Consider the following 24,103-nt stretch of genomic DNA (forward strand, 5'->3'; position numbering starts at 1 on the left):
TTGATCAGCTATCAAAGGGCCTGCCGGATGCCTGTCTACACCTTCAACACTTTGTACGATCGAAAAGAAAAACGTCCCGACGAATACGGTGCGGTGACTGTATTGACTGAAATCATTTGCCCTGGAACCCATCATCAATACGAGCGGCAGACTTCGGTCTATGGATATGTCTATCCTCTTGACACCACGTCGGGCCGTAAGTCGGCGCCGGAACCGTTTTCAGGCTTTCGGATTGGCGCGACCAAGCGCATTCCCAAGAAGGCCAAACTGATCAGCCCACGCAATAGCGGCAAGGTCGACATGGACAAGGGACACATCATTGCTCTGGAGTTGGGTGGCCCCGATGTCCCGGCCAATATCTGTCCGCAATGGTCGCAATTCCAACGGAACGGCGAATGGCGGCGAATGGAAGTCGAGGTTCATGAGATCGCGCAGCAGCAAGAAGCGCACGACAATCTGGTGAAGATGACCGTGCATCTTTATTACAATGGTTCTCTGTCGCACACCCGCGGGCTTTGCCCCTCGGGATTCCAGGTAGACCTGACCTTGAACGACACGAACTCGCTGCTCAAACGCTACCAGATCGACAACACCCACAGCTCCGTCGATGACCAAATGTTCTGGCGCATTGCGGACCCGCTGGATTCGAAAATGGACGAGGTAGATCCGATCGGCATGCCTCCCCCCATAACGCCCAGCCCCAGCTTCCCCGGCGCACAACCGGTAATGACCCAGCGGCAAAACGGCATGAACTGGTTCGATTTTGCCAATCGTCACATTGATGACGAGGATGAATACATGGATCAGAGCTAAGGAGCAGAGTGCAGAACTCAGCGACGAACAAGCCGAAAATCCAACGGTGTATTCGTGGCGAACGTAACGGCGTGCGCGGTAAAGGTCAGCATTGAGCCTTTCGCGGGCCTCTGGCCCCTGACAAATCCAGGGGCCAGAAGCTGCGTCGGTCAGCGCGACAGCAACAGGGGGATGACGGTTTGCTCCAGCATTTCCCGTGTTGTGCCTCCCAGAATGTTCTCCCGCAGGCGTGAATGTCCGTAGGCACCCATTACCAGAAGGTCGGCTCCCAGTTCGCGTACACTGTCCAGCAAGGCTTCGGACACGGGCCTGTCGGCCGACGCCACACTTTGAACGGAAATGCCGAGACCGTGGCGGGCAAGGACCGTTGCGATATCGCTGCCAGGGTCTTCCCCGTGATCATTGTCGCCGACGACCGGGTCAACCAGCAGCAGCGTGATGTCCTCGGCTGACTTCAGAAACGGCAGCGACTCGGAAACGGCACGGGCGGCTTCCCGCCGTGAATTCCAGGCGATGGCCACTTTTGTGCCAATGTGGTCGGCCTTGAAGGAATTGGGAACATAAAGCACGGGCCGGCCGGAATCGAACAGCGCACCATCGATCGCATTCTTTTCGACGGAATTGAGCTCTTGCTCCAGGGAGCGCAGGACAACAGCCAGATCACAATAGATGGCATGGCGGGCAACAAGATTGTCTTGGCGAGCGGTAGAAGACAGGCTTGGCCGGACGTCGAACGAGATACCTTCACTTGCAAGCTGTGCTTCTATTCGGGATGCAAGGGATGTCAGCTCGATCTTTCGCTCGTCGAATTCCTTCGCCCAGATTTCGATGTATCCGTGCCCGCCAGATCCGTAGAACGGCAGCTGCGGGACTTCACCGATCGGTAACACCGTGAGATGAGCATCAAAAGCCCTCGCTACCGTGACAGCCGTGCCGACGGTTTCCGTGGAGACACTAAGTTCCGTGATTGCGAGTATCGTCTTGTAGGTCATCGTACCGGCTCCCTCCCCTGTTCGCCTGCTTGGGCGCGCGCCGTACAGAGCTTCATCTGCATTGTCCGGGAAAATGATTGAGAGGCAAACTGGTGGTGACTACTTAGCCAGTCAGTAGGGTTTTCCGGGTGGAATAAGCATTGGTCCCGACTTGGCGTACCGCGTTCCACCCGCGAGAATTCGTCCGTGATACAAGTGTATTCAGCATTCTCATCTTATCCTGAACGGCCAAGTAGCCGCTGCCTCGACGGATCCATCAGCCCTGAACCGTTTGCACCAAACCAGCATCGACCCTCCCTTCGCAATCGACCCTGAAGTGGTTGCTCAGGAGCTTTCGGTTCACCCCATGGCTGGGCTCGGGGAGGATGAAGTTGTCAGGCGTCGACGGCGTTACGGCACCAACAGGTTTCGCGAGCTGAAAACCAAGAGCGCATTCGCAATCCTTGCCCATCAATTTGCGAGCATCATCGTCTGGCTTCTTGCAGCCGCCGTTTTCATGTCTCTGCTTCTGGGCGACTTCGCCGACGCGATCGCGATATCCATCGTCCTGGTTCTGAACGGTGCCATCGGGTTCTTCACCGAGTTGCGCGCGGCCCGGTCGATGGAAGCCCTGTTGCGGATCACCACGACGCACTCCCGTGTGCGCCGAGACGGCAAGGTGCTTGAGATCGAGGCAACGGCGCTGGTCCCTGGAGACATCGTAATCCTTGAGGCAGGAGACGTCGTCACGGCTGACCTTCGCCTCACGGCTGCTTCCGATCTTCATTGCGATGAGTCCCTGCTGACCGGGGAAAGCGTCCCGGTTGAAAAGCAGACTTCCAGGATGGCCGAAGAGACGGTGCTTGCCGAACGCTTCAACATGGCTTTCAGCGGAACGGCGGTCACCCAGGGGCTTGGCGAAGGCATCGTTGTTGCCACCGGCATGTCGACGGAACTTGGCCGGATCAGCGCCCTTGCGCAGCAGGCCGACGCCGAAATCTCTCCCCTCGAAAGCAGACTGGACAGGCTGGGGCAGAAACTGGTCTGGCTGACGCTGGTGCTTGCCGGGCTCACGATCATGGCTGGCATTCTCTGGGGGCATCCTCTGTCAGAGATGCTTAAAACCGGAATTGCGCTTGCGGTTGCCGCCATTCCGGAAGGTCTGCCAATCGTGGCGACGTTGTGCCTGGCCAGAGGCATGTGGCGCATGGCGGCCCGCAACGCGCTCGTCACCGAACTTTCGGCTGTAGAGACGCTGGGGGCGACGACACTGATCCTGACCGACAAGACCGGAACCTTGACGGAAAACCGGATGACGGCCGTCCGTTATCTTCTCGACAGCGCGTATATCGACATTCTGCATGAAGGCAACGGCATTCGCTTTTGTTCAGAAGGCCGGGACATCGAACCAGCTTCCACGGAGGGCCTTGCTGTCGCTCTCAGGATTGGTGCGCTGTGCAATTCGGCGGAATATTCAGATGGTCCGGATGAAGTACGGATCGGTGATCCGATGGAGATATCGTTGCTGGCCACTGCATCTGCCGCGGGTCTTGCAAGATCTCGTCTGCTGCAGACAATGAAGCCGGCAGAACAGTATGCCTTCACTCCGCAACGCAAGATGATGGCGACGGTCCATCATGGTGACGGGCACTTTTTCTATGCCGTCAAGGGCGCTCCGGAAGCCGTCCTGAACGCGGCATCAGAGGTTCTAGGAAACGAAGGTACCCGCGCCTTCACGGATGCGGACCGTGCCGCGTGGCGCGGCCGTCAGGAAGAGGCAGCCCGATGCGGCCAGCGTCTCCTCGCCCTTGCCTTCAAGACGGCAGCAACACCTTCCGAAGATCCCTATGAAGGTCTGACGCTGGTCGCACTGGTCTGCTTTCTTGATCCGATACGGGCAGACGTTCCGGGAGCGATCAGGGCCAGTCAGCAGGCGGGTGTCAGAGTTGTGATGATGACCGGTGACCATGCCGAGACCGCGGCGAAGATCGCACAGGACGCAGGCATCGGAACATCCAGCCTGAAAGTGCTGTCCGGCCATGAGTTAAACGGGATCGACATGGCACAGGCGACGGCAGAGCAGCGCGAACAGCTCATGGCGACCGATGTTTTTGCAAGGGTGGCACCCGACACCAAGCTGAACCTGGTTTCACTCTTTCAGGATGGCGGACATGTGGTCGCCATGACGGGCGACGGCGTCAACGACGCTCCGGCGCTCAAGAAAGCGGATATCGGAATTGCCATGGGCAAGCGCGGCACACAGGTCGCCCGCGAAGCGTCCGACATTGTCCTGAAGGACGACGACTTCGCAACGATCATTGCCGCAATGCGACAGGGCAGGATCATTTTCGAGAATATCCGCAAGTTCGTCGTTTATCTGATGTCCTGCAACGTCAGCGAGGTGTTGATTGTCGGCATTGCAGTTGGCGTCGGCCTGCCTGTCCCGCTCCTGCCACTTCAGATCCTGTTCCTCAACCTGGTGACCGATGTCTTCCCCGCCTTTGCCCTGGGGCTCGGAAAGGGGGAAGACGGGGTAATGCAGCGCCCGCCGCGGGACCCCGGTGAGCCTATCATCGACGGGTCCCGCTGGATGTTGATCGGTTATATCGGTTGCACGATAACGTTTTCGACGCTTGCTGCATTTGTCATCGCGTTGTTTCTGCTTGGTCTGGAAACGGAAAGGGCCATCACGGTTACCTTTCTGACGCTGGCACTGTCACAGCTCTGGAACGTCTTCAACATGCGTGCCGCAACAGGACCGTTCTGGAAAAGCGATGTCCTTCGCAATGGTTATGTCTGGGGCGCTATCTCGTTGTGCCTCTCACTTGTCGCAATGGCCCTTCTGAATACGGATCTGTCAGCGCTTCTGGCATTGCCATGGCCAGGACTGACGGGTCTTCTGGTCGCTGGCACGATGAGTTTTCTACCGTTGGTTCTCGGACAGGCCTGGATAAGCCTTGCGGCCCGCAACAGCGGTGCGAAGTAAGTTTTCGCTGTTCGAGTTTGTTTGGCTTTCGGAAGCAGGGTTTGCCGGGGCTTGGTTGTGCACCTCCAAACCCTGCGTTCCACGACCGGATTACATCGGCGGCATGATTACCTTGTCAATCACGTGAATGACGCCGTTGTCGGCTGCCACATCTGCTGTCACGACATTGGCGTCGTTGATCATCACGCCATTGTCGAGGTCTACCGTGATTTCACTGCCTTCCACGGTCTTCGCCATCATTCCATCCGAAAGATCTGTCGAGAGAACTTTGCCTGGAACCACATGGTAAGTCAGGATGGCGACAAGCTTGTCCTTGTTTTCGGGCTTCAGAAGGTCGTCAACGGTACCGGCCGGCAATGCGGCAAAGGCTTCGTCGGTGGGCGCAAAAACGGTGAAGGGACCGTCCCCTTTCAGGGTTTCAACAAGGCCTGCGGCCTGAACGGCGGCAACGAGCGTGCCGAACGAGCCTGCGCCGACAGCCGTGTCGACAATATCGGCGGCTTTCGCCGGAAGAGACATCACGGAAGCAACGATGCCGATTGCAAGATACTTGGCGAATTTCATCTGATCCTCCTTGTCACATTCTGGAGCTGGCTTTGCGCCAGCCACCCCAGTACGTGGACGCCCTGAAAGGGGATCTGCTCAAAAGAGCGGTCATTGAACACATTAATTTCAGGACGATTTGATGATCCAAAAGTGATCCGGAAGCCGGTTTGCGCAATCACAAAAAGAGCAAGGCGTGACGACATCGGTGCCCGCGATCCGCGCTTTTTTCACACAAAAGCGGGCTATTTCCGTCGAACCAACTGGGATTTCATTCGAACGAGAGGCCCTTGGCCCTTCGGCGTCGCGCGATTTCGCGATAAAGGGCTTCCGGACTGACTGCAATCTGTCGTGCAATCTGGTGCCATTCACCTTTCGGCGGCAATGTGCCGTGCCAGGCGAGCCAGGCATCCAGACGTTCCGTAACTGTTCTGAGGGCCAGAATTTCGCTCCTCAGGCGAGTTGTCTGCACCTCGCGGGCAAGCCGTGCCGCCCAGGCTTCTGAAAGTTTCGGGTCAGTGCGAAACAGGTCGAGGAAGCGCCGCCTCGAGATCCCACGTACGCAGGCATCTGATCGGACGATCGCGTCGCAGTGATAAGTTTCGGCAAAAGCAGAGGCTTCAGCCACGACTGCACCTGGAAAAGCGCGTTGTAGAACGAGTGCGGCTCCCCCTGTCTGGTGGCGGACAAGCTGAATTTCACCAGCGGTCACTAGAAACAGGTTCTCCACCTTGCTGTTCTGATGGAACAGATACGCTCCCGCCGGCACCCGGCGCTCAAAGGTTCCAGACGTTTCAAAGAAGGCGGGTATATCCATCGACATGATAGCTATCATGTTCTGATTTTAGTTCCTCAGGCAAGATGGGACGCAAAGCAAAGGAGAAATCATGAGCCGGTACATTCTTGCCCTGACCGCCGCCATCATCGTGTGCAGCGCTCCGGTCCTGGCCCAGACCGAGACCCAGACAACCCAGCATCATGACCATTCTGCCGAGCAGCATGCGGCACATGGCACCAAACCATCATCCGCTAAGGCGGTTCCGCGTGAACCGGGGCAGTCCGCTTTCGCGGCAATTCAGGAAATCGTGGCGATCCTTGAAGCAGATCCTGAAACAGACTGGTCCAGGGTCGATATCGAAGCACTGCGGAACCATCTTGCCGACATGGACAACGTCACCTTGCGGGCAGATGTAAAAACCTTGCCGGTCGAGGATGGTTACCGGTTCACCGTTACGGGAGACGGCGATGTCACCAACTCGATCAGGCGGATGTTGACGGCCCATGCCGCCACCATGAACGGAACCCGTGGTTTCCGCTATGAAGTGGCGGAAGTGCCCGGCGGCGCAATTCTGTCGGTTTACGTCAGTAAGCCCTCAGACCTGCAGAAGCTCTCGGGGCTCGGGTTTATCGGCGTGTTGACACTGGGAGCGCATCATCAGGAACACCATCTCGCACTGGCGTCCGGCCAATCGCCCCATCACTGACCCCGGTCGTGATTTGGGTTCAAGAGCCGAAACATATGCGGGAGACGCGGATGTATCGAGGAAAACGCCGCCTTTCCTTGAGACCAGATAAATCCGGCAAACCGTGTTTTGTTCAAGAGGTTGACCACCCGGCGACCTACGTCGCCGGTGCCGCCCAGCAGAACAATGGATGAAAACATCGCGCGATATCCTGAAAATGGGTGCCGGTGTTGGTATGAGAGGCTTTCCGGTTAGTGCGAATGCTCTTCCTCGGCGCCCGGCGGGTTGAAATGCAGAAATGCCTTCACGAACAGGAACACAACGATAATGCCGGCGACGGCATAGGCGACTATCGCCGGGTCGTGCTGCAACTTCAGCATCGCGAAAGCGGCGAGGACGACGGCATCCAGACCGATTGCGATCAGTAGAATCCAGCCTCGGGCATCAACATCTGAACGCAAATGCCTGAACACTCCCCAATGGATGATGATGTCCATGACGAGATAGAAGAACGCACCAAGTGATGCGATCTGGCTGAGATCGAAGAAGACGGCCAGCAAGGCGGCGACAAACACGGTGTAGACCAGCGTATGATCCCGGATCACGCCCGGCATGCCGAAGTGGCTATGGGGGATCAGTTTCATTTTGGTCAGCATGGCAAGCATCCGGGACACTGCAAACATGCTGGCGATCAGGCCGGAACTGGTTGCCACGAGTGCCAGGGCTACCGTCAGGTAGAAGCCGATGGATCCCAGAGTGGGCTTGGCAGCTTCTGCCAGCGCATAGTCCTTTGCCTCGATGATTTTCTCCAGCGGCAGACTTGAACCAACCGCGAAGGCCACCAGCAGGTAGACAAGGATACAGATGCTGATTGCCGCCACGATTGCCCTGCCCACATTGTGATGCGGATCCGTGATTTCTGCACCGCTGTTGGTAATCGTCGTGAAGCCCTTGAAGGCAAGAATTGCCAGCGCGGTCGAGGCAATGAACCCCGACAGTCCTCCGAGATCTGTCCCCTCCCCGGTCGCTTCAAACGAAAATCCGCCAGCCCAAAGTGCGGCGAAACCGAACAGCGCGATACCACCGACCTTCAACGCAGCCATGATGGTTGAAAAGAGCCCTATCGATCTGTTGCCAGAAATATTGATGAGAAAGGCGAACAGGATGACACCGACGCTGATCGCGGGAAGAAGCCAGCCGGACGGCGGCAGGTCGAGGCCGCGCAGGAGGTAGCTTGCGAAGGTACGCGCGACCAGACTTTCATTGATGACCATGGAAAGAGCCATCAGAAGCGCTGCCCCTGCGGTTATTGCGGTCGGGCCATAGGCTTTCTGCAGGATCATGCCGATGCCACCCGCAGACGGATAGGCATTGGACATCTTGATGTATGTGTAGGCGCTGAAGGCGGTAACGACGGCGCCGGATATGAAGACGAAAGGGAAAAGAGGACCCGCCAGTTCGGCAATCTGACCGGTGAGGGCGAGAATGCCCGCACCGATCATGACACCGGTCCCCATGGCGATCGCATCGAAGAGTGTCAGGCTGTTTTTCTTGTAGTCGGATGACATACCGATCTCCGTCAAAACAGGTTGCCGAACGCTCCGGTCAAGCGATCCGGAATGACGTTCAATCCCTTACGGGGTTTGCTGCAACAGTTCGGAACTGTAGCCGGCCTCCTTGAGAACGCCTGCGATTTCCTGTGCGGACCGGGCGCTCGTCACGGTCACGGTCCTGTTCGCCATGTCGAATTCGACCTGGGCAGATCCGTCCGCCTGCTCAATGGACTTGCCGATGGTTGCCTTGCAGTGACCACAGCTCATATCTGGAACGCTGAACTTCATGATTGGCTCCGTAGTTGATCGATTTTCTGTTTTTCCCGGTTCCAGCGGCTGGAGGGTCAAGAAGAAAAAAGTTTGAAAAATATCTTGAACGATCCTTGACCTTCCAGTGACTGGAAGCCTCATTTGAGGGAAATCGAACAATCCATGCCGGAGTTGGACCCATGTCTGGGCAACAGAAATTCTCCTTGTCGGTTCAGGGAATGTCATGCGCATCGTGTGTCGGACGCGTCGAGCGCGGCCTGGCGGCTGTCGAAGGGCTTGAAGATGTCGGTGTGAACCTGGCAACTGAAAGCGCGCAGTTTACGGCCACTCCTGACAAGATCACCGCCGTTGTCGCCAAACTGGATGATCTCGGCTATCCGGCGCGAACGCAGACGGTCACGCTGACTATTCAGTCCATGTCCTGTGCCTCTTGTGTCGGACGTGTCGACAAGGCGTTGCTGGCGGTGCCCGGGGTCCTCAGTGCCAGCGTCAATCTTGCGGCCGAAACGGCAACGATCGTCTTTGCAGAAGGTGCCACAACCGTTCAGGAGCTGGTGAAGGCCAGCACGGATGCCGGCTATCCTGCAAGTCTGGCAGACGCAGGAACGTCTCAGGATCGCAGTGAACGCAAGGCGGAAGAAGCCCGTGAGCTGGCGCGCAAGATGGCGATTGCCGCAGCCTTTGCCTTGCCCGTGTTCCTGATCGAAATGGGCGGGCATTTGATCCCCGCTTTTCACCACCTGATCGCGGTGACCATTGGTCAGCAAATGAGCTGGATCCTGCAGTTCGTGCTGACGAGCGTGGTGCTTTTCGGTCCGGGCCGATCTTTCTATCTGAAGGGGTTTCCGGCGCTCTTGAAAGGGGCGCCCGACATGAACAGCCTGGTGGCCGTGGGAACCGGAGCCGCCTATCTCTATTCGGTGGTTGCCACCTTCCTGCCGGATCTGGTGCCCGCCGAGGTTCGCGCCGTTTATTTCGAGGCAGCCGCCGTGATTGTCGTTCTGATCCTGTTGGGCCGTTTCCTGGAGGCCAGGGCAAAGGGGCGCACCGGCGCGGCCATCCAGAGCCTCCTCGGCCTTCAGGTCAAGTCGGTCCGGGTGCTGCGGGACGAAGAGATGGTGGAAGTGCCTATCGAAACGCTGGCTATTGGCGACATCGTCGTGGTGCGCCCAGGAGAGCGTCTCGCGGTTGACGGTGAAGTGGTCGAAGGGTTCTCCCACGTCGATGAAAGCATGATCACCGGCGAGCCCGTGCCTGTCGCGAAATCGGCAGGCAGCGCGGTGACTGGGGGCACGGTGAATGGCACTGGAGGACTTCAGTTCAAGGCAACGCGTGTCGGTGCCGATACGACCCTTTCGCAGATCATCCGCATGGTCGAGGAAGCCCAGGGCGCCAAGCTGCCGATCCAGGGTCTGGTGGACCGCATCACGCTGTGGTTCGTTCCCGCCGTCATGGCCGTTGCCGTGGCCACGGTCCTGGTGTGGCTGACTTTCGGTCCGGACCCGGCATTGACGCTGGCCCTTGTGGCCGGTGTGTCGGTGCTCATCATTGCGTGTCCGTGTGCCATGGGCCTTGCAACGCCGACATCGATCATGGTGGGCACCGGCAGGGCAGCCGAGATGGGTGTCCTGTTCCGCAAGGGGGACGCGCTGCAGCAGCTTGCCGACGTGGACATTGTTGCGCTGGACAAGACGGGCACCGTAACGGAGGGCCGGCCGGAACTGACCGACCTCGTCCTGGCGGACGGTTTTGAACGCTCTTTCGTTCTGTCGCGCATTGCCGCGGTTGAGGCTCGCTCTGAACATCCTGTTGCCGAGGCCATCGTACGGGCAGCGGGTAAGGAGAGCGTGGAGAGGTTCGCGGTCAGTGAGTTCAACTCCATCACCGGTCATGGTGTTTCCGCTATTGTGAACGGTCAACAGGTGCTCGTCGGCGCTGACCGGCTGATGAAGCGCGAAGGTATTGCGACCGATGCGCTGGTAGACGAGGAGGTCAGGCTCGCGACCCGTGGGCGCACAGCTCTCTATGCAGCCATTGACGGCAGAATTGCTGCTGTTGTCGGAGTTGCCGACCCGGTCAAACCATCGAGCCGGGCCGCAATTGCAGCGCTTCATGAGCTGGGGTTGAAGGTCGCGATGATCACCGGCGACAAACGGGAAACCGCCGAGGCAATTGCCGCGGAAACCGGGATCGACATTGTCATCGCGGGTGTTCTGCCCGACGGCAAGGTTGACGCCCTGACTGAACTCAAGGGTGACGAGGGCCGTATTGCCTTCGTTGGAGATGGTATCAATGATGCCCCTGCCCTCGCCCATGCCGATGTCGGTATCGCGATCGGCACAGGTACCGATGTGGCGATTGAATCCGCCGATGTCGTGCTGATGTCGGGCGATCTGAGAGGCGTCGTGAACGCTTACGAAGTGTCGCGCCGCACCATGCGCAACATCAAGGAAAACCTGTTTTGGGCATTTGCCTACAACACGGCCCTGATCCCGGTGGCCGCCGGGGCGCTTTATCCAGCCTTTGGCCTGTTGCTGTCACCCGTTCTTGCAGCAGGCGCCATGGCGTTGTCGTCGGTGTTCGTCCTCACCAATGCCTTGCGACTTCGCCGGATCGCGCCAGTGATGGATGAAGCAAGGTCCAGGGTCGCTTTTACGCCAAGTGCCGAAGCCGCGCCTGCTGAATAGGAGGGGGTGACTTGAACATTGGAGAACCTTCGCGCCATTCCGGGCTACCGACCAAGATCATACGCTGCTTTGAGGACATTGGCCTGAGTGCCCACAAGACGGCCTCGATCAAGCTTTAATGGTGCGGATCGGCAATATGCCGGCCAGAGAAGGGTTGACCGGGGCGCAGGTTCACCGGATTGTGACAGAGGTTCGGGTTCGTTGCTGGCAAACAGGATCCAGTAGGTCATTGTTGATGCGGTTGCAGTCTTGCTTTTGGACGACTTTGAAAATGCTCCTCGTGGCGGCCTTCGTTGCTGCCGGAGGATCGTTCAGTCATTCGCTTGCCGGAACTGCCCACGAACACTCACATGAAACCGCTGCCGCCTCCGGCGGCGATATTCCCCACGATCATGCTTCAAACCATTCCGATCACAATGTGGCAGATCATGAAACCGTGCATTGTGGGGCCTATTTGCTGGCGTTGACGGATGACGAGCATCTGAGCATCCCTGACCTCATCGAAGACAGCGTCCGTGACACCGTGGTGTCCAATGTGTCCCGGGTGTGGAAGATTGATCCGCCTCCCCCGCGACCGGCTCCTTTATCCGTTTGAAATCGCTTGAGGCGGAATATCCGCCACGCAATCTGGATACAGGACAAGATCAATGAAACTTACGGTTATATCAGTGACTGGCGCGCTGTTGCTTGCAGGCGTTGCTGGCGCCTTTGCACATGGTGGGGCGTCCGGAATCGTCAAGGAACGCATGGACGCGATGGATGAGATGGGCGACGTGATGAAGTCGCTGACCGCCATCATGCGTGGAGAAAAGGACTATGATGCGGACGCAGTGCGTGAGGGCGCTGCGGTTATCCAGTCCCATTCCGGCGAGGCCCTGACCAAGCTGTTCCCGGAACACAGCATCGAAGGCCCATCGGAGGCGAAACCGGAAATCTGGACCGACTGGGAAGAATTCTCTGAGCTCGCAAAACAGCTGGACGTTTTTGCAGCAGGACTTGGCGAAGCGGCCGAAAACGGCCTGGCACACGGCAAGGGCGGTGCAGGTATGACGGGTCAGTCGGGCATGATGGGGCAAGACACCATGATGGGTGGAAATTCCATGATGTCCCAGGGTGGTATGATGGGGAACGCCGGTCACATGGCCGATCCCGAAATGTTGGCCCAGATGCCTGCGGACGGGATTTTCAACATGGTCGCGCAGACCTGTTCGGCCTGTCACTCAAAATTCAGGGTCGAGAAAAACTGATCGATGCGCCTCTGGCTCATTGTTGCGATCGTTGCTCCCGCGTTGGCGGGAGCGGCGTTCGCCGTGCTTTACCTCTGGCCTGTCGACAAGCCCGAACGGATCGAAGTCCTTGCCGGCGATCCGGGCCGCGGCGCCTATCTTGCCAGGATGTCGGGATGTATCGCCTGCCATACCAATACGGAAGGTGGCGGGAAACCTCTGGCTGGCGGTGTCAGGCTGCCGACAGACTTCGGCACGTTCTATTCGCCCAACCTGACGACGGATCCGGATAGCGGTATCGGAAACTGGAACTTGCAGGATTTTGCAACGGCGGTGCGACAGGGTATTTCGCCGGAAGGAGAACCCTACTATCCGTCGTTTCCCTATCCGTTTTACGGTTCCTTGAGCGACCAGGATATCGCGGACCTGTGGGCAGCCTTCAAGACGGTTCCCCCCGTTACTGAAGCATCGACACCACATGACATGTTGCCGCCATTCAATCTCAGAATGGGTCTGAAACTCTGGCGCGGACTGTTTTACGTGCCGGAGACATTCGACCCGGATCCTGCGCGCTCTGACCTCTGGAACAGGGGCAAGTTCATTGTTGAGGGACCGGCTCATTGCGGCGCTTGCCACACCCCTAGAAATGCCGCTGGTGCACGTCAGGCGGAATTGGCTCTGCATGGCGCCAGCGAACTGCCTGACGGCGGCAAGTCTCCACCCATCACGAGTGCCGCGCTGAAGAGGCAGGGCTGGACGATAAGTTCTCTGCAGTATGCGCTGAAAACCGGGATCATGCCCGATGGGGATGTCTTTGGCGGCTCCATGGGCGAGGTCGTGCGCGACGGCACTGCTTTCCTGTCTGAAGAGGACCGGGAAGCAATAGCAACCTATCTCCTGGAGAGGGACGGCTGACCATCTGAAGGAGAGAAGCCATGAGAAGCCGCATCTTGCTCGGCGCACTTTCTGCGGCAGTGGTGATTGTCGTCGCCTGTGCCATTTTCCTCCTGGAACCCCCCGATGTTGACGAAAGTGTCGTCCGGCTGAAGCCGGGCGACCTCAAGCTTGTGCGTTTGGGAGCAGACATTTACGCGCAGAATTGCGCAGCTTGCCACGGAGACGACCTGAAAGGAGAGCGCGACTGGATGGACGCCAATCCGGACGGTTCCCTGAAGGCCCCGCCGCACGACGAAACCGGGCACACCTGGCATCATCAGGACGACCTGCTGTTCCGTATCACGAAGCTTGGCACCGCGAAGGCGGTTGGCCTTGAGAATTTCAATTCGAACATGCCGGCGTTCGAAGGAGTGCTGACAGAAACCGAAATCATCGCCGTCCTGTCCTGGATCAAGGCACAGTGGCCGCAGGAAATTCGTGAAAGGCATGACTTCATCAATGCGCAAGGAGGAGCCCCATCGTCTTGAAGGCCGTGCGTTTTCGCCATACGGCTATGAAGCATTGCAGTTGCGGCACAGGTTTGATCGCAAGGCGCGGTGAAGCTGGACGGCTGGAGAGTTAAGTGATTTCGGTACTTGCCAATCAAACCTACCGCCATCTTTTTTTCGCGCAGGTCATCGCGTTGTTCGGCACAGGTCTGATGACGGTTGGCCTGGCGCTGCTGGCCTTCGATCTTGCAGGTGATGAGGCTGGCGCCGTTTTGGGAACCGCCCTTGCGATCAAGATGATTGTCTACGTCGGCATCAGCCCGATTGCTGCCGCTTATGCGAGCCGGTTTCCGCGTCGGATGTTTCTCGTCACGTTGGATATCGTCCGGGCTCTGACCGCGGTGGCCCTGCCCTTCGTTGACGAGATTTGGCAGATCTACGTTCTGATCGCCCTGTTGCAAACCGCGTCCGCGGCCTTCACCCCTGCCTTCCAGGCCAGCATTCCCGATATCCTTCCGGATGAAAAGGACTACACGAGTGCCTTGTCGCTGTCGCGCATGGCGTATGATCTTGAAAACCTTCTCAGCCCGATGATTGCAGCCGTCCTGGTTGGCCTTGTCGGCTTCCACTGGTTGTTCGGTGGTACCGTTGCCGGCTTCCTGTTCTCTGCCGGGTTGATCCTGACCATTCGGCTCGTCTCGCCGCAGGCCGACGCGGAAGAGCCCGCGTTCCGAAGAACCGTCAAGGGCCTGCAGATCTATCTGAAGACACCACGCCTGAGAGGATTGCTGGCGCTCAATCTCGCGGTTGCCGCCTCGGGAGCCATGGTGATCGTCAACGGTGTTGTCATCGTGAAATCGTACCTTGGTCTCGACGACACCGACCTGGCCTTGTCGATGGCGGCCTATGGCGGAGGCTCCATGGTTGTCGCGTTGACGCTGCCAAAGCTTCTTGCAGGCCGTTCCGAACGGTTCGTCATGCTCGCCGGCGGAGCATTGCTTCCCGTTTCGTTGCTGATATTCGCCGGCCTGTTGGTGGTCCTGCCGGTGCCTTTCGTTTGGCCAGCCCTGCTGCTGGTCTGGTTTGCCATGGGGGCGGGCATGTCGGCGGTGCTCGTGCCCTCTGGACGGCTTCTTAAAAATTCCGCCCATCCCCAGGACCGTCCATTGGTTTTCGCTGCGCAATTTGCTCTTTCGCACGGTTGCTGGCTGATTGCCTATCCGCTTGCCGGCTGGCTTGGAGCAAATTCCTCGATGTCTGTGACAATGGTCGTTCTCGCCGGTTTGGCTGTGCTTGGCTGGGCTGTGGCCGGCAAGTCCTGGCCTGCAGACGATCACAGTATTCTCGAACATACGCACCCCGACCTGCCGGCAAACCATCCGCATCTTGCCAAAGCGCATGGAAAACGACACGCACATGCGTTCGTGATCGACAGCCTTCACCACACCTGGCCGGATCGCCAGCCATGATGGATCTTCTCATCTCCTGGCAACGCTGGATCTATGGCGGTGTGCGGGCATCGTTGCTGGAATTCAGCCAGTCGGGGGATTTCTGGCTTCTTGCGAGCATGATCGGGACAGGGGTGCTGTTCGGCGCCATTCACGCTTTGACGCCCGGGCACGGAAAGACGATCCTGGCTAGCTATGTTGCCGGAGCCAGAAGCAGCTTCGCCCGTGCATTTTCGGTCTCGACACTTCTGGCGGCAACACATGTGCTCACAGCCGTTCTGATCGCCTTCTTTGCTTCCCAGCTTGTGGAAAGATCCTTTGTTGGTGGCGGTCGGGCCCCGGCCCTCGAGTTGATCAGCCGCATCACACTGATCGGTATCGGCGCGTGGCTCTTTGTCCGGGCAATCCGCTCAGGGCCGGGCAGGAAGCGAACCGAAGGCTTCTGGGTGGCCCTTACAGCCGGTCTCGTACCGTGTCCTTTGACATTGTTTGTCGTGGTGGCAGCCCTGTCGCAAGGCGAACCGGGGGCGGGTCTGATGTTCGCGGCATCGATGCTTGTCGGCATCGCCTTCACGCTTTGTATGGTTGCAGGATTGGCGGTTTTCGGCCAACGCCTGTTTCTCGATGTCGCTCTCAGGAACGGCGCGACCCTCAGCGTGGTTTCCCGAGCGCTCGATGCGACTGCCGGAATTCTCATTATCCTTTTCGCCGGTATCCAATTGCTTGAATAGACGCGACCCTGTTCAGATCTGCTTTAATCTCCCTGTCGCAAACGAAAAATTGAAGGGTCGGCGCTCATATTCGCTTCTGCTTCGGCCCCGCCAGGCGTATTTAGGTCTCAGCTTGTCCCGTGATCGGATGAACTATCGCAGAACCGGAAGTTTATTAACCGCCCTTCGAAGGCTTGCTCAACAGCACTATCAGGCACTTGTATTTGTGCTGGACTGGATTATATCGCGCAACATGACCCGACCCGTGCATCACATCAGCAGACTGGCCGCGACGATCCTGTTCGCGATTGCCCTGCTGTTTGCCGGGTTTGCACCGGCTCACCAGGCGATGATGGCTCCTGGAGAACATGTTGCGGCCAACGCCGGCATGCCGTGTGAAACGATGATGGGTCATGCTTCGGCAATGATGGGCGATGAAATGCCGGACGACGGACAGGTGAAATTCGACCTGTGCTGCGGTGGTGCGTTGTGCGCTGCCGATACGGTTCGCGATAGCCAGGAAATGGCACTGGGTTTTGCCCAGGCCCTCGCCTTCACGCAGTTGCCGCCTGATGCCCTGCACGTCTCGGACATCACCCTTCCCGAACGACCTCCCCGCCTCCTCTGAAAACATCGTTCCTCCGCAGATTTTCGCGGAGCCAGAAGTGATGGACATGCCTTCGGCAAACAGCCGCTGGCAACTCAGAGGTTACTATGCGTGGACGTTATACCGCGCTCAGCATCATCGCCCTTGCCGCAGGTGTGGCAGGTGGGGTGTTTCTTGAGCGCCTTTATCTGAACCCGGGCGACGGCAATGCGTCGGGGGGACCAGAAATTCTCTATTGGGTCGCCCCCATGGACCCGAACTTCCGTCAGCCCGGGCCCGGCAAGTCGCCGATGGGAATGGATCTGATACCGGTTTATGCCGGACAGGAACCTTCCGCTGATCCGGCTGAAGTCAACCTGTCGGCGGCCGAGGTCAATGCCATCGGCGTACGTACGGCTTTGGCCCGTGTCGGTGAAATCTCCCGGCAAATCGAAACCGTCGGCTTCGTCGGTTACGACGAACATCTGACCAGTCATGTTCACACTCGGGTGGACGGCTGGATCGAGACGCTGAACATTCGCGCCGTTGGCGACCGGGTGAAAAAGGGCGAAGTGCTGTTCGAGCTGTTTTCGCCCGAATTCGGCATTGCCAGCTTCGATTTCCTACGCTCGCTTTCGAACGGCAACGGTCTGTCCCTGGAGGCTGCCCGCAACAAGCTGCGCAGTCATGGGGCTTCCGAGGAGCAGATTGCCGAGATCGAGGCAGACGGCAAGGTCGCCCGCAGAATCAAGGTGGTCGCGCCGCGCGACGGGGTCGTTATTGCCCTTGCGGCCGCCGACGGCATGTTCCTGCAGCCCGGCGCTCAGGCCATGTCCATCACGGATCTCGACAAGGTTTGGCTGATTGTGGATGTCTTCGAGCGCGACATCGCGCGTTTGACGGAAGACATGCGTGCGGTCGCCCGCTTCGAACATCTGCCGGGACGGACATTCGAAGGCCAGATCGATTACATTTACCCGGAACTCGATCCAAAAACGCGTACCCTGCCTGTCAGGCTCCTGTTCGACAACGCCGAAGGTTTGTTGCGGCCGAACATGTTCGGCAACGTCAGGCTGTTTCCAAACGAGACCCACACTGCCGTCACCATTCCTTCCGAAGCTGTTATCCGGACGGGAACAGCGGAGCGTGTTGTCATCAAGGTCGGCGAAGGCACTTTCAAGCCAAGGCTGATCACCACCGGATTGCGTGACAATTTTGGAGAAAACGGGCGCACGGAAGTTGTTCAGGGGCTTGAGCCCGGTGAAGAGGTTGTTGCTTCGGCCCAGTTTCTGATCGACAGCGAAAGCGCGCTCAATGCGGGCTTGATGCGCATGGCGCCGACGAACGAGGTTCCTGCGCGCGGGACCGGTGAACTGGTCGCGCTCGACCGCGAAGCCCGGCTTGCAACCATCCGCCACGACAGTCTGGAAAGTCTCGACTGGCCCGCGATGACAACACGATTTCCTGTTGCGGCGTCCATCCCTCTCGACCGGTTGAGCGAAGGCCAGCAGGTTTCCTTCAAGGCAGCGCGCGGCGCTGATGGCCTGCTCGGGTTGATCGAGCTCGGGTCAGACGACGGCATTGCAGCCACGGGGTCGGGAACCGTTCTTGCTGTTACAAGCGACGGCAAACTGACGATGGAACATGGTCCGATCCCGGATCTCGGCTGGCCCGCCATGCAAATGGACCTGGATGTCTCGGGCTTCGATCCGCAGTCGGTTCCGGTGAATGTTCCGGTCGAATTCGACCTTGCCAAGGGCGACGGCGGTCTCTTCTCGATCGTGGCAGTAAGGCAGCCGGGCGTTGCCGAGGATCCGGCGGCAGAGCAGGCCGAGGAAGTTGCCGACGACACGAAAGCCGAAGCCGCACCCATCGTGGTGTCGGGAACGATCAACTCGATCGATACCGAAAACGGGAAGGCTACAATCACCCATGGCCCCATTGCCGAGATCGGCATGCCTGGCATGACCATGGCATTCGCGGTGGACGAGGCCCTGGATCTGGATGCCCTGCCAGTCGGCAAGGAAACCACGCTCACCTTTTCAAGGCCGGACGGAATGACGATGGTCCTGGCAAAGGCAGAGCCGATCACGCCGCCGATGGAAGTCCGGGGCACCATCAATGCCCTTGATCAGGATGCAGGCACGGCCAACATCACTCACGGACCGATGGCTGAGATCGGCATGCCGGGCATGACCATGGATTTTGCCGTTGATCAGGCCGTTGCCGTTGGTGATTTGCCACTGGATCAGGAAGTAACACTCTTGCTCCAGCGCAATCCGGACTTCTCGATGACATTGGTCGGCGTCCGGCGTGAGGAGGGCTTGTGATGATTGCCGCAATCATTCGTGCCTCCATCGCCAACCGGGTAATCATGCTGGCAATCGCCGCCATGATCGCCGTCGCCGGTATCTGGGCAATCCGTGAAACGCCCGTCGATGCAATCCCGGACCTTTCGGACGTTCAGGTCATCGTGCGCACGCCTTACGCCGGCCAGGCGCCTCAGGTGGTGGAGGACCAGGTCACATTCCCCATCGCCACGGCGATGCTTGCCGTGCCAGGTGCCAGTGATGTGCGCGGTTTTTCCTTCTTTGGCGACAGCTACGTCTACATCGTTTTCGAGGACGGCACCGATCTTTACTGGGCCAGAACCCGTGTTCTGGAATACCTCGGTCAGATCGCTGCAAACCTGCCTGAAGATGTTTCACCGCAGCTTGGCCCCGATGCGACGGGTGTCGGCTGGATTTACCAGTACGCCCTGATAGACCGCACCGGCAACCATGACCTTGCACAACTGCGTGCCCTTCAGGACTGGTTCCTGAAATACGAACTTCAGACCGTCGACGGTGTGTCGGAAGTCGCCACGATCGGCGGCATGGTGAAGCAATACCAGGTGGTCGTGGACCCCAACAAACTCAGGGCCTACGACATAACGCTGGCGCAGATCCGAGGCGCCATTCAAGCCGCGAACCGGGAAACCGGCGGCAGCGTGATCGAGATGGGCGAAGCCGAATTCATGGTGCGCTCGACCGGTTACGTCGATGAGCTTGCCGATCTTGCCAAGGCGCCGTTGATGGTCAACGATCGCGGTGCGCCGCTGACCCTTGGAGACGTTGCCGACATTCGCCTCGGGCCGGAAATGCGCCGTGGTGTCGGTGAATTCGGCGGCGAAGGCGATGCAGTCGGCGGGGTTGTGATCCTGCGCTGGGGCGGCAATGCGCTGGCAGCCATCAAGGCAGTCGAAGCACGGATCGGCGAACTGCGCAGCAGCCTGCCCGAAGGAGTGGAGATCGTCACGACCTACGACCGCTCCGGCGTTATCGAACGTGCGATCGACAATCTTCAGACAAAGCTGACCGAAGAATTCATCGTTGTCGTTCTGGTCTGTGCGGCGTTCCTTCTACACTTGCGCTCGTCGCTCGTCATCCTGTTTTCCCTGCCTCTCGGCATTGCGGCTGCCTTCATCATCATGAAGCTGCAGGGCGTGAATGCGAACATCATGTCGCTTGGCGGCATCGCCATCGCCATCGGCGCGATGGTGGATGCGGCGATCGTCATGATCGAGGCGATGCACCGTCGGCTGGAGCATGAAAAACTGACCGCGGAGAATCGCTGGCGGATCGTGGGGGAATGTGCCTCGGAAGTGGGCCCTGCCCTCTTCTTCTCCCTGGCGATCATCACCGTCAGCTTCCTGCCGGTGTTCGTTCTGGAAAGCCAGGAAGGCAGGCTCTTCAAGCCGTTGGCCTTCACCAAGACCTACGCCATGGCGGCCGCGGCCATACTCTCCATCACGCTGGTTCCGGTGCTGATGGGGTACTTTGTCCGCGGGCGAATTCTTGCGGAGAACAAGAACCCGCTCAACCGGATTGTCATCTGGCTCTACCGCCCCTTTCTGGATGCAGCCGTTGCCTGGCCCTGGGCAACGACCATTCTGGCGGGTGTCCTGGTCGCCTCCATGTGGTGGCCCCTTCAGAGGATCGGCACGGAATTCATGCCAGCCCTCAACGAAGGTGACTTCCTTTACATGCCGACGCTTTATCCCGGCGTTTCCATCGGCAAGGCGCGTGAGGTTCTTCAGCAGTCCGACCGCCTTATCGCCACCGTACCGGAAGTAAAGACGGTCCACGGCAAGCTGGGCCGTGCCGATACGGCGACCGACCCTGCCCCGCTGACGATGATCGAGACGACCATCCAGCTGAAGCCGCGCGCCGAGTGGCGGGACGGCATGACGATGGACCGGATCCGGGATGAGCTGGATCAGGCCGTCCAGATACCGGGCGTCACGAACGTCTGGATCCAGCCGATCAAGAACCGCATCGACATGCTGGCAACCGGCATCAAGACCCCTGTCGGGGTCAAGATCACCGGGGCCGATCTTGGCGTCATCGAGAAGATCGGCATTGAAGTCGAAAACGCGGTCGCGGGAATTGATGGCACGGCATCGGCCTACGCCGAGCGGCCCGTCGGGGGACGCTTCATCGAGATCGACGTCGACCGGGAGGCGGCTGCCCGCTTCATGATGAGCGTGCGGGACATCCAGGACGTCGTGCAGACCGCGATTGGCGGCATGCAGGTATCGGAGTCCGTCGAAGGTCTGGAGCGCTTTCCCATCAACCTCCGCTATCCGCAGGACTGGCGCAACAGTCCAGAGCGCTTGCGGGAACTTCCGGTGGTCACGCCGTCCGGCGCCCATATTCCGCTCGGTGCCCTGGCTGAGGTCAGCGTTGTCGACGGACCGGGCATGATCCGGTCTGAAAACGCCCGGCGCACCGGGTTCGTCTTCATCGACATCACCGGCCGGGATCTGGGCGGCTACGTTGATGAAGCGCGCAGGACGGTTGCGGAGAAGGTGCAACTGCCTCCCGGCTATTCGATCGCCTGGTCGGGCCAGTATGAGTACATCGAACGCATGCAGGAACGCCTGAAGCTGGTAGCTCCGGCAACCTTGCTGATCATCACGCTCATGCTGTTCATGGCGTTCAACCGGGTCATTGAAGTCGGCATCATCCTTGCCGCCCTTCCCGTTGCGCTGGCCGGAGGTGTCTGGTTCCTCTGGTACCTGGATTTCGACATGTCGGTCGCGGTGATCGTCGGGTTCATCGCCCTTGCAGGCGTTGCGGTCGAGACAGCCATCGTGATGCTGCTCTACCTCAACCTGGCCTGGGAAAAACGCAAGAAGCTTGCGGCCGCCGAGGCCCGCTCCCTGACGGTTGTCGATGTAGAGGAAGTGGTTTTCGAAGGTGCGCTTTTGCGCGTGCGGCCAAAGGTGATGACCGTTGCGACGATCTTTGCCGGGCTGATCCCGATCATGTACGGGGACGGCACGGGCTCGGAAATCATGCAGCGGATCGCAGCTCCCATGGTGGGTGGCATGGCAACCGCCACCCTTCTGACCCTCTTCGTCATTCCCGCCATTTTCACGATCTGGAAGCGGCTTGCTCTCTCGCGGGTCAACCGTGAGCTGAGCATAGCCACCCCGGACATCAAAGGTGCGGTGCAGCCGGCCGAATGATTTTGCAACTCACAAACAAACTCCAAGAAAGGCAACTGAAATGAAGACCCTCATCCTCGCAGCATTCCTGTCCATGGCGGCCACTCCGGTCGTCCTTGCCCAGTCGTCGCATAGCGGCATGGATCATTCCAACATGCCCATGACCGCCGAACAGATGGACGGCGCGGTCCACGCCAATGCCGTCGTCAACTCCATCGGCGACGGGACTGCAAATGTCAGCCACGATCCGATTCCGGAAATCGGCTGGCCGGCCATGACGATGGATCTGCCCCTTCTGGAAGGCGCAGAGATGTCGGATGACCTCACCCCAGGCGACAGCGTGATCCTGATGCTGGTGAAAGGCGACGACGGCATGTATGCCATCGGCGGAATGATGCCGAAGTAAGATTTCGGACAAACGGCAGCAGCCCATGACACCTGCCTCGGGCTGCTGCCAATACCTTTCCAGTACCCTTCCGCCTTCCCCAAATAGGGGTTGGTGAATTACGCAATTCCGTTTTCCCCTGATGCCAGTTCAGAAGGCAACAAAGACATCGGGCTTGATAAGATTGAGACTAGGGCGATCGTTCTCTTGTCATGATTTTTCAGGCTCTCTTTAATGGCTTTGTTGTTTTCTCGTTTGACCGACGTTCAGGTCTTACCGGTTCAGGGAAACGAAATGAAAAAGTCTTTGGGACGGATTTTTGCCGCACATGGTTGGCGGGTGGCGGCGTTCGCGGTTGTTGCCTGTATTACATTGTCTCCAGGTGCAGCCCGGGCAGAAAGCATGACGTTCGAAAACGTCTGCAAGGGCAACAACGCGGCGTCCTGTTATGTGAAAGCCGAAGGGCAGATTACCGCGGAAACGCCCGCGCTTTTTTCCAGCTACCTGAAGAATGAGCATTCAGACGGCAACAAGGTTCTGCTGCACAGCCCCGGCGGCAGTCTAATTGCCGGCCTGGAACTGGGAGAGCTGATCCGTGCCAGGGGAATGGAGACGGAAATCGGCATCTGGAAGTCCGAGGGCACATTCGGGGACACAGTGGACGGCGGCTATTGCATGAGCGCCTGTTCTTACGCGTTCCTGGGGGGTGAAGTCAGACGCATTCCCGAGGGAAACCGTCTGGGCTTCCACCAGTTCTACCTGTCCAGAGAGAGGACTGGCCAGGTGCCGTCCAGCCAGGTGGACCAGGCGCTGATGTCCGCGCAGGAATTGTCCAGCCGGATTGTACGTTACCTTCTGGAAATGGGAATCGATGCTCGCATCTTCGTCCTCGGCACGGGTGCGAAGCCGGACGACATGTTCGTTCCCGACGCGGCGCAGCTTGAGGAATTTGCCCTTGTCACGCCGGAAGGGTTCGGGGCGTTCTTTCTGGAGCCCTACAAGCAGGGTCTGGTGGCAGCAAGCAAGCGCAAGAGTGCCACGCGCCTTTATGATCTCGCGAGCCAGTTTTCCAGCTATTGCCGCAAGAACAAACCCTACGTCCTGATCACGACCGATGGTGGTATTCTGAACCCTGATAACCTGCCGACGACAAGCATAAACATGTTCTCAAAAGGACGTGGCATCACGGCGACAGCCACCAAGGATATCCTTCGGGTCGTCGGTGACAGCAGCGTCGAGGTCGAAATCAACGACAAGGTTGTTGAACTGCTGTCGGTTACTGAGCGGATCGAGTTCAGCCTGTTTCTTGGAATGTCGTCCGGTGGCGAGGTGCGCGGGGCGATTGATCTGAGCGACATGGACCGCAAGATCATCGCCTCCAGCTTCCGTTTTTGTATTGGCTAGGAGGGTGAGCCCGACAAAAGGGCACATCACATAAACGCGACATTGTTGAACTGGCTTCAAGGTGTTGTTTTCAGCGCATTTTCGCCGAATTTTGCATGTCTGACGGTCGATCGGAGGTGGCTCAAAGGTGGAGAATGACAGGGTTTGGATAGAGACTGTTAACCTTATTTTCCTACATCTCT

Annotated in this window: 20 protein-coding genes; 15 read left to right on the forward strand and 5 right to left on the reverse strand. The window is 58.6% G+C overall.

Features of this window, described 5'->3' with window-relative positions; genetic code table 11:
* The first annotated feature begins 27 nt into the window (after nucleotides 1–27).
* Complete coding sequence (locus FIU93_RS29530; protein ID WP_152507897.1) at nucleotides 28–813, forward strand: DNA/RNA non-specific endonuclease; 786 nt, start codon at nucleotides 28–30, stop codon at nucleotides 811–813.
* A 149-nt stretch (nucleotides 814–962) separates the two neighbouring features.
* Here FIU93_RS29530 and FIU93_RS29535 read toward each other — a convergent pair whose 3' ends face one another.
* Nucleotides 963–1,805 (reverse strand): universal stress protein, encoded by an 843-nt coding sequence (locus tag FIU93_RS29535; protein ID WP_152507898.1) that lies wholly within the window; start codon nucleotides 1,803–1,805, stop codon nucleotides 963–965.
* A 346-nt stretch (nucleotides 1,806–2,151) separates the two neighbouring features.
* Here FIU93_RS29535 and FIU93_RS29540 point away from each other — a divergent pair, with 346 nt between their 5' ends.
* Entirely contained in the window at nucleotides 2,152–4,770 is a 2,619-nt protein-coding gene (locus FIU93_RS29540) for a cation-transporting P-type ATPase (RefSeq protein WP_286202455.1), read from the forward strand.
* Between the two features lie 90 nt (nucleotides 4,771–4,860).
* Here FIU93_RS29540 and FIU93_RS29545 read toward each other — a convergent pair whose 3' ends face one another.
* Together FIU93_RS29545 and FIU93_RS29550 are read right to left on the reverse strand one after the other, a co-directional pair.
* Nucleotides 4,861–5,289 (reverse strand): fasciclin domain-containing protein, encoded by a 429-nt coding sequence (locus tag FIU93_RS29545; protein WP_286202476.1) that lies wholly within the window; start codon nucleotides 5,287–5,289, stop codon nucleotides 4,861–4,863.
* Nucleotides 5,290–5,584: 295 nt separating this feature from the next.
* Nucleotides 5,585–6,136, reverse strand: coding sequence for a Crp/Fnr family transcriptional regulator (locus FIU93_RS29550; protein WP_173017461.1), 552 nt, complete (start codon nucleotides 6,134–6,136; stop codon nucleotides 5,585–5,587).
* Nucleotides 6,137–6,200: 64 nt separating this feature from the next.
* Here FIU93_RS29550 and FIU93_RS29555 point away from each other — a divergent pair, with 64 nt between their 5' ends.
* Nucleotides 6,201–6,797 carry a hypothetical protein gene (locus FIU93_RS29555; RefSeq protein WP_152507902.1) on the forward strand — a complete coding sequence of 199 codons (597 nt, stop codon included), beginning with the start codon at nucleotides 6,201–6,203 and terminating at the stop codon, nucleotides 6,795–6,797.
* Nucleotides 6,798–7,027: 230 nt separating this feature from the next.
* On the opposite strand, the gene FIU93_RS29560 is transcribed toward FIU93_RS29555, so the two are convergent.
* The gene (locus FIU93_RS29560) at nucleotides 7,028–8,344 is read right to left on the reverse strand and encodes an APC family permease (protein WP_152507903.1); all 1,317 of its coding nucleotides are present in this window, start codon (nucleotides 8,342–8,344) and stop codon (nucleotides 7,028–7,030) included.
* Nucleotides 8,345–8,410: 66 nt separating this feature from the next.
* Nucleotides 8,411–8,617, reverse strand: a complete 207-nt coding sequence (locus tag FIU93_RS29565; protein WP_055661043.1) for a heavy-metal-associated domain-containing protein — start codon at nucleotides 8,615–8,617, stop codon at nucleotides 8,411–8,413.
* A 161-nt stretch (nucleotides 8,618–8,778) separates the two neighbouring features.
* Between FIU93_RS29565 and FIU93_RS29570 the strand changes: the two genes are divergently transcribed.
* From FIU93_RS29570 to FIU93_RS29625, 12 genes are all read left to right on the forward strand, one after another.
* Nucleotides 8,779–11,286 carry a heavy metal translocating P-type ATPase gene (locus FIU93_RS29570; RefSeq protein WP_152507904.1) on the forward strand — a complete coding sequence of 836 codons (2,508 nt, stop codon included), beginning with the start codon at nucleotides 8,779–8,781 and terminating at the stop codon, nucleotides 11,284–11,286.
* Nucleotides 11,287–11,557: 271 nt separating this feature from the next.
* Nucleotides 11,558–11,881: a hypothetical protein gene (locus tag FIU93_RS29575; RefSeq protein ID WP_055661045.1), complete on the forward strand. Its 324-nt coding sequence runs from the start codon at nucleotides 11,558–11,560 to the stop codon at nucleotides 11,879–11,881.
* Between the two features lie 52 nt (nucleotides 11,882–11,933).
* Nucleotides 11,934–12,533 carry a cytochrome c gene (locus FIU93_RS29580; protein WP_152507905.1) on the forward strand — a complete coding sequence of 200 codons (600 nt, stop codon included), beginning with the start codon at nucleotides 11,934–11,936 and terminating at the stop codon, nucleotides 12,531–12,533.
* A gap of 3 nt (nucleotides 12,534–12,536) precedes the next feature.
* Nucleotides 12,537–13,427, forward strand: coding sequence for a cytochrome c (locus FIU93_RS29585; RefSeq protein ID WP_152507906.1), 891 nt, complete (start codon nucleotides 12,537–12,539; stop codon nucleotides 13,425–13,427).
* Nucleotides 13,428–13,447: 20 nt separating this feature from the next.
* On the forward strand, nucleotides 13,448–13,936 hold the full coding sequence (locus FIU93_RS29590; protein WP_152507907.1) for a cytochrome c: 489 nt from the start codon (nucleotides 13,448–13,450) through the stop codon (nucleotides 13,934–13,936).
* Between the two features lie 95 nt (nucleotides 13,937–14,031).
* Nucleotides 14,032–15,366, forward strand: a complete 1,335-nt coding sequence (locus FIU93_RS29595) for an MFS transporter (RefSeq protein WP_152507908.1) — start codon at nucleotides 14,032–14,034, stop codon at nucleotides 15,364–15,366.
* On the forward strand, nucleotides 15,363–16,076 hold the full coding sequence (locus tag FIU93_RS29600) for an ABC transporter permease (RefSeq protein ID WP_152507909.1): 714 nt from the start codon (nucleotides 15,363–15,365) through the stop codon (nucleotides 16,074–16,076). The genes FIU93_RS29595 and FIU93_RS29600 overlap by 4 nt, the downstream gene beginning before the upstream one ends.
* Before the next feature lie 232 nt (nucleotides 16,077–16,308).
* A complete protein-coding gene (locus tag FIU93_RS29605; protein WP_139314303.1) occupies nucleotides 16,309–16,683 on the forward strand; it encodes a hypothetical protein in 375 nt (124 codons plus the stop codon).
* 86 nt (nucleotides 16,684–16,769) lie between these two features.
* Nucleotides 16,770–18,971: an efflux RND transporter periplasmic adaptor subunit gene (locus FIU93_RS29610; RefSeq protein WP_152507910.1), complete on the forward strand. Its 2,202-nt coding sequence runs from the start codon at nucleotides 16,770–16,772 to the stop codon at nucleotides 18,969–18,971.
* On the forward strand, nucleotides 18,971–22,153 hold the full coding sequence (locus FIU93_RS29615) for a CusA/CzcA family heavy metal efflux RND transporter (RefSeq protein ID WP_152507911.1): 3,183 nt from the start codon (nucleotides 18,971–18,973) through the stop codon (nucleotides 22,151–22,153). The genes FIU93_RS29610 and FIU93_RS29615 overlap by 1 nt, the downstream gene beginning before the upstream one ends.
* 40 nt (nucleotides 22,154–22,193) lie before the next feature.
* A complete protein-coding gene (locus FIU93_RS29620) occupies nucleotides 22,194–22,538 on the forward strand; it encodes a copper-binding protein (RefSeq protein WP_055661054.1) in 345 nt (114 codons plus the stop codon).
* Nucleotides 22,539–22,811: 273 nt separating this feature from the next.
* Entirely contained in the window at nucleotides 22,812–23,921 is a 1,110-nt protein-coding gene (locus tag FIU93_RS29625; protein ID WP_152507912.1) for a hypothetical protein, read from the forward strand.
* The last annotated feature ends 182 nt before the right edge of the window (nucleotides 23,922–24,103 follow it).

Origin of the sequence: Labrenzia sp. THAF35 (assembly GCF_009363595.1) — a bacterium.
Lineage (GTDB): Bacteria > Pseudomonadota > Alphaproteobacteria > Rhizobiales > Stappiaceae > Roseibium > Roseibium algicola.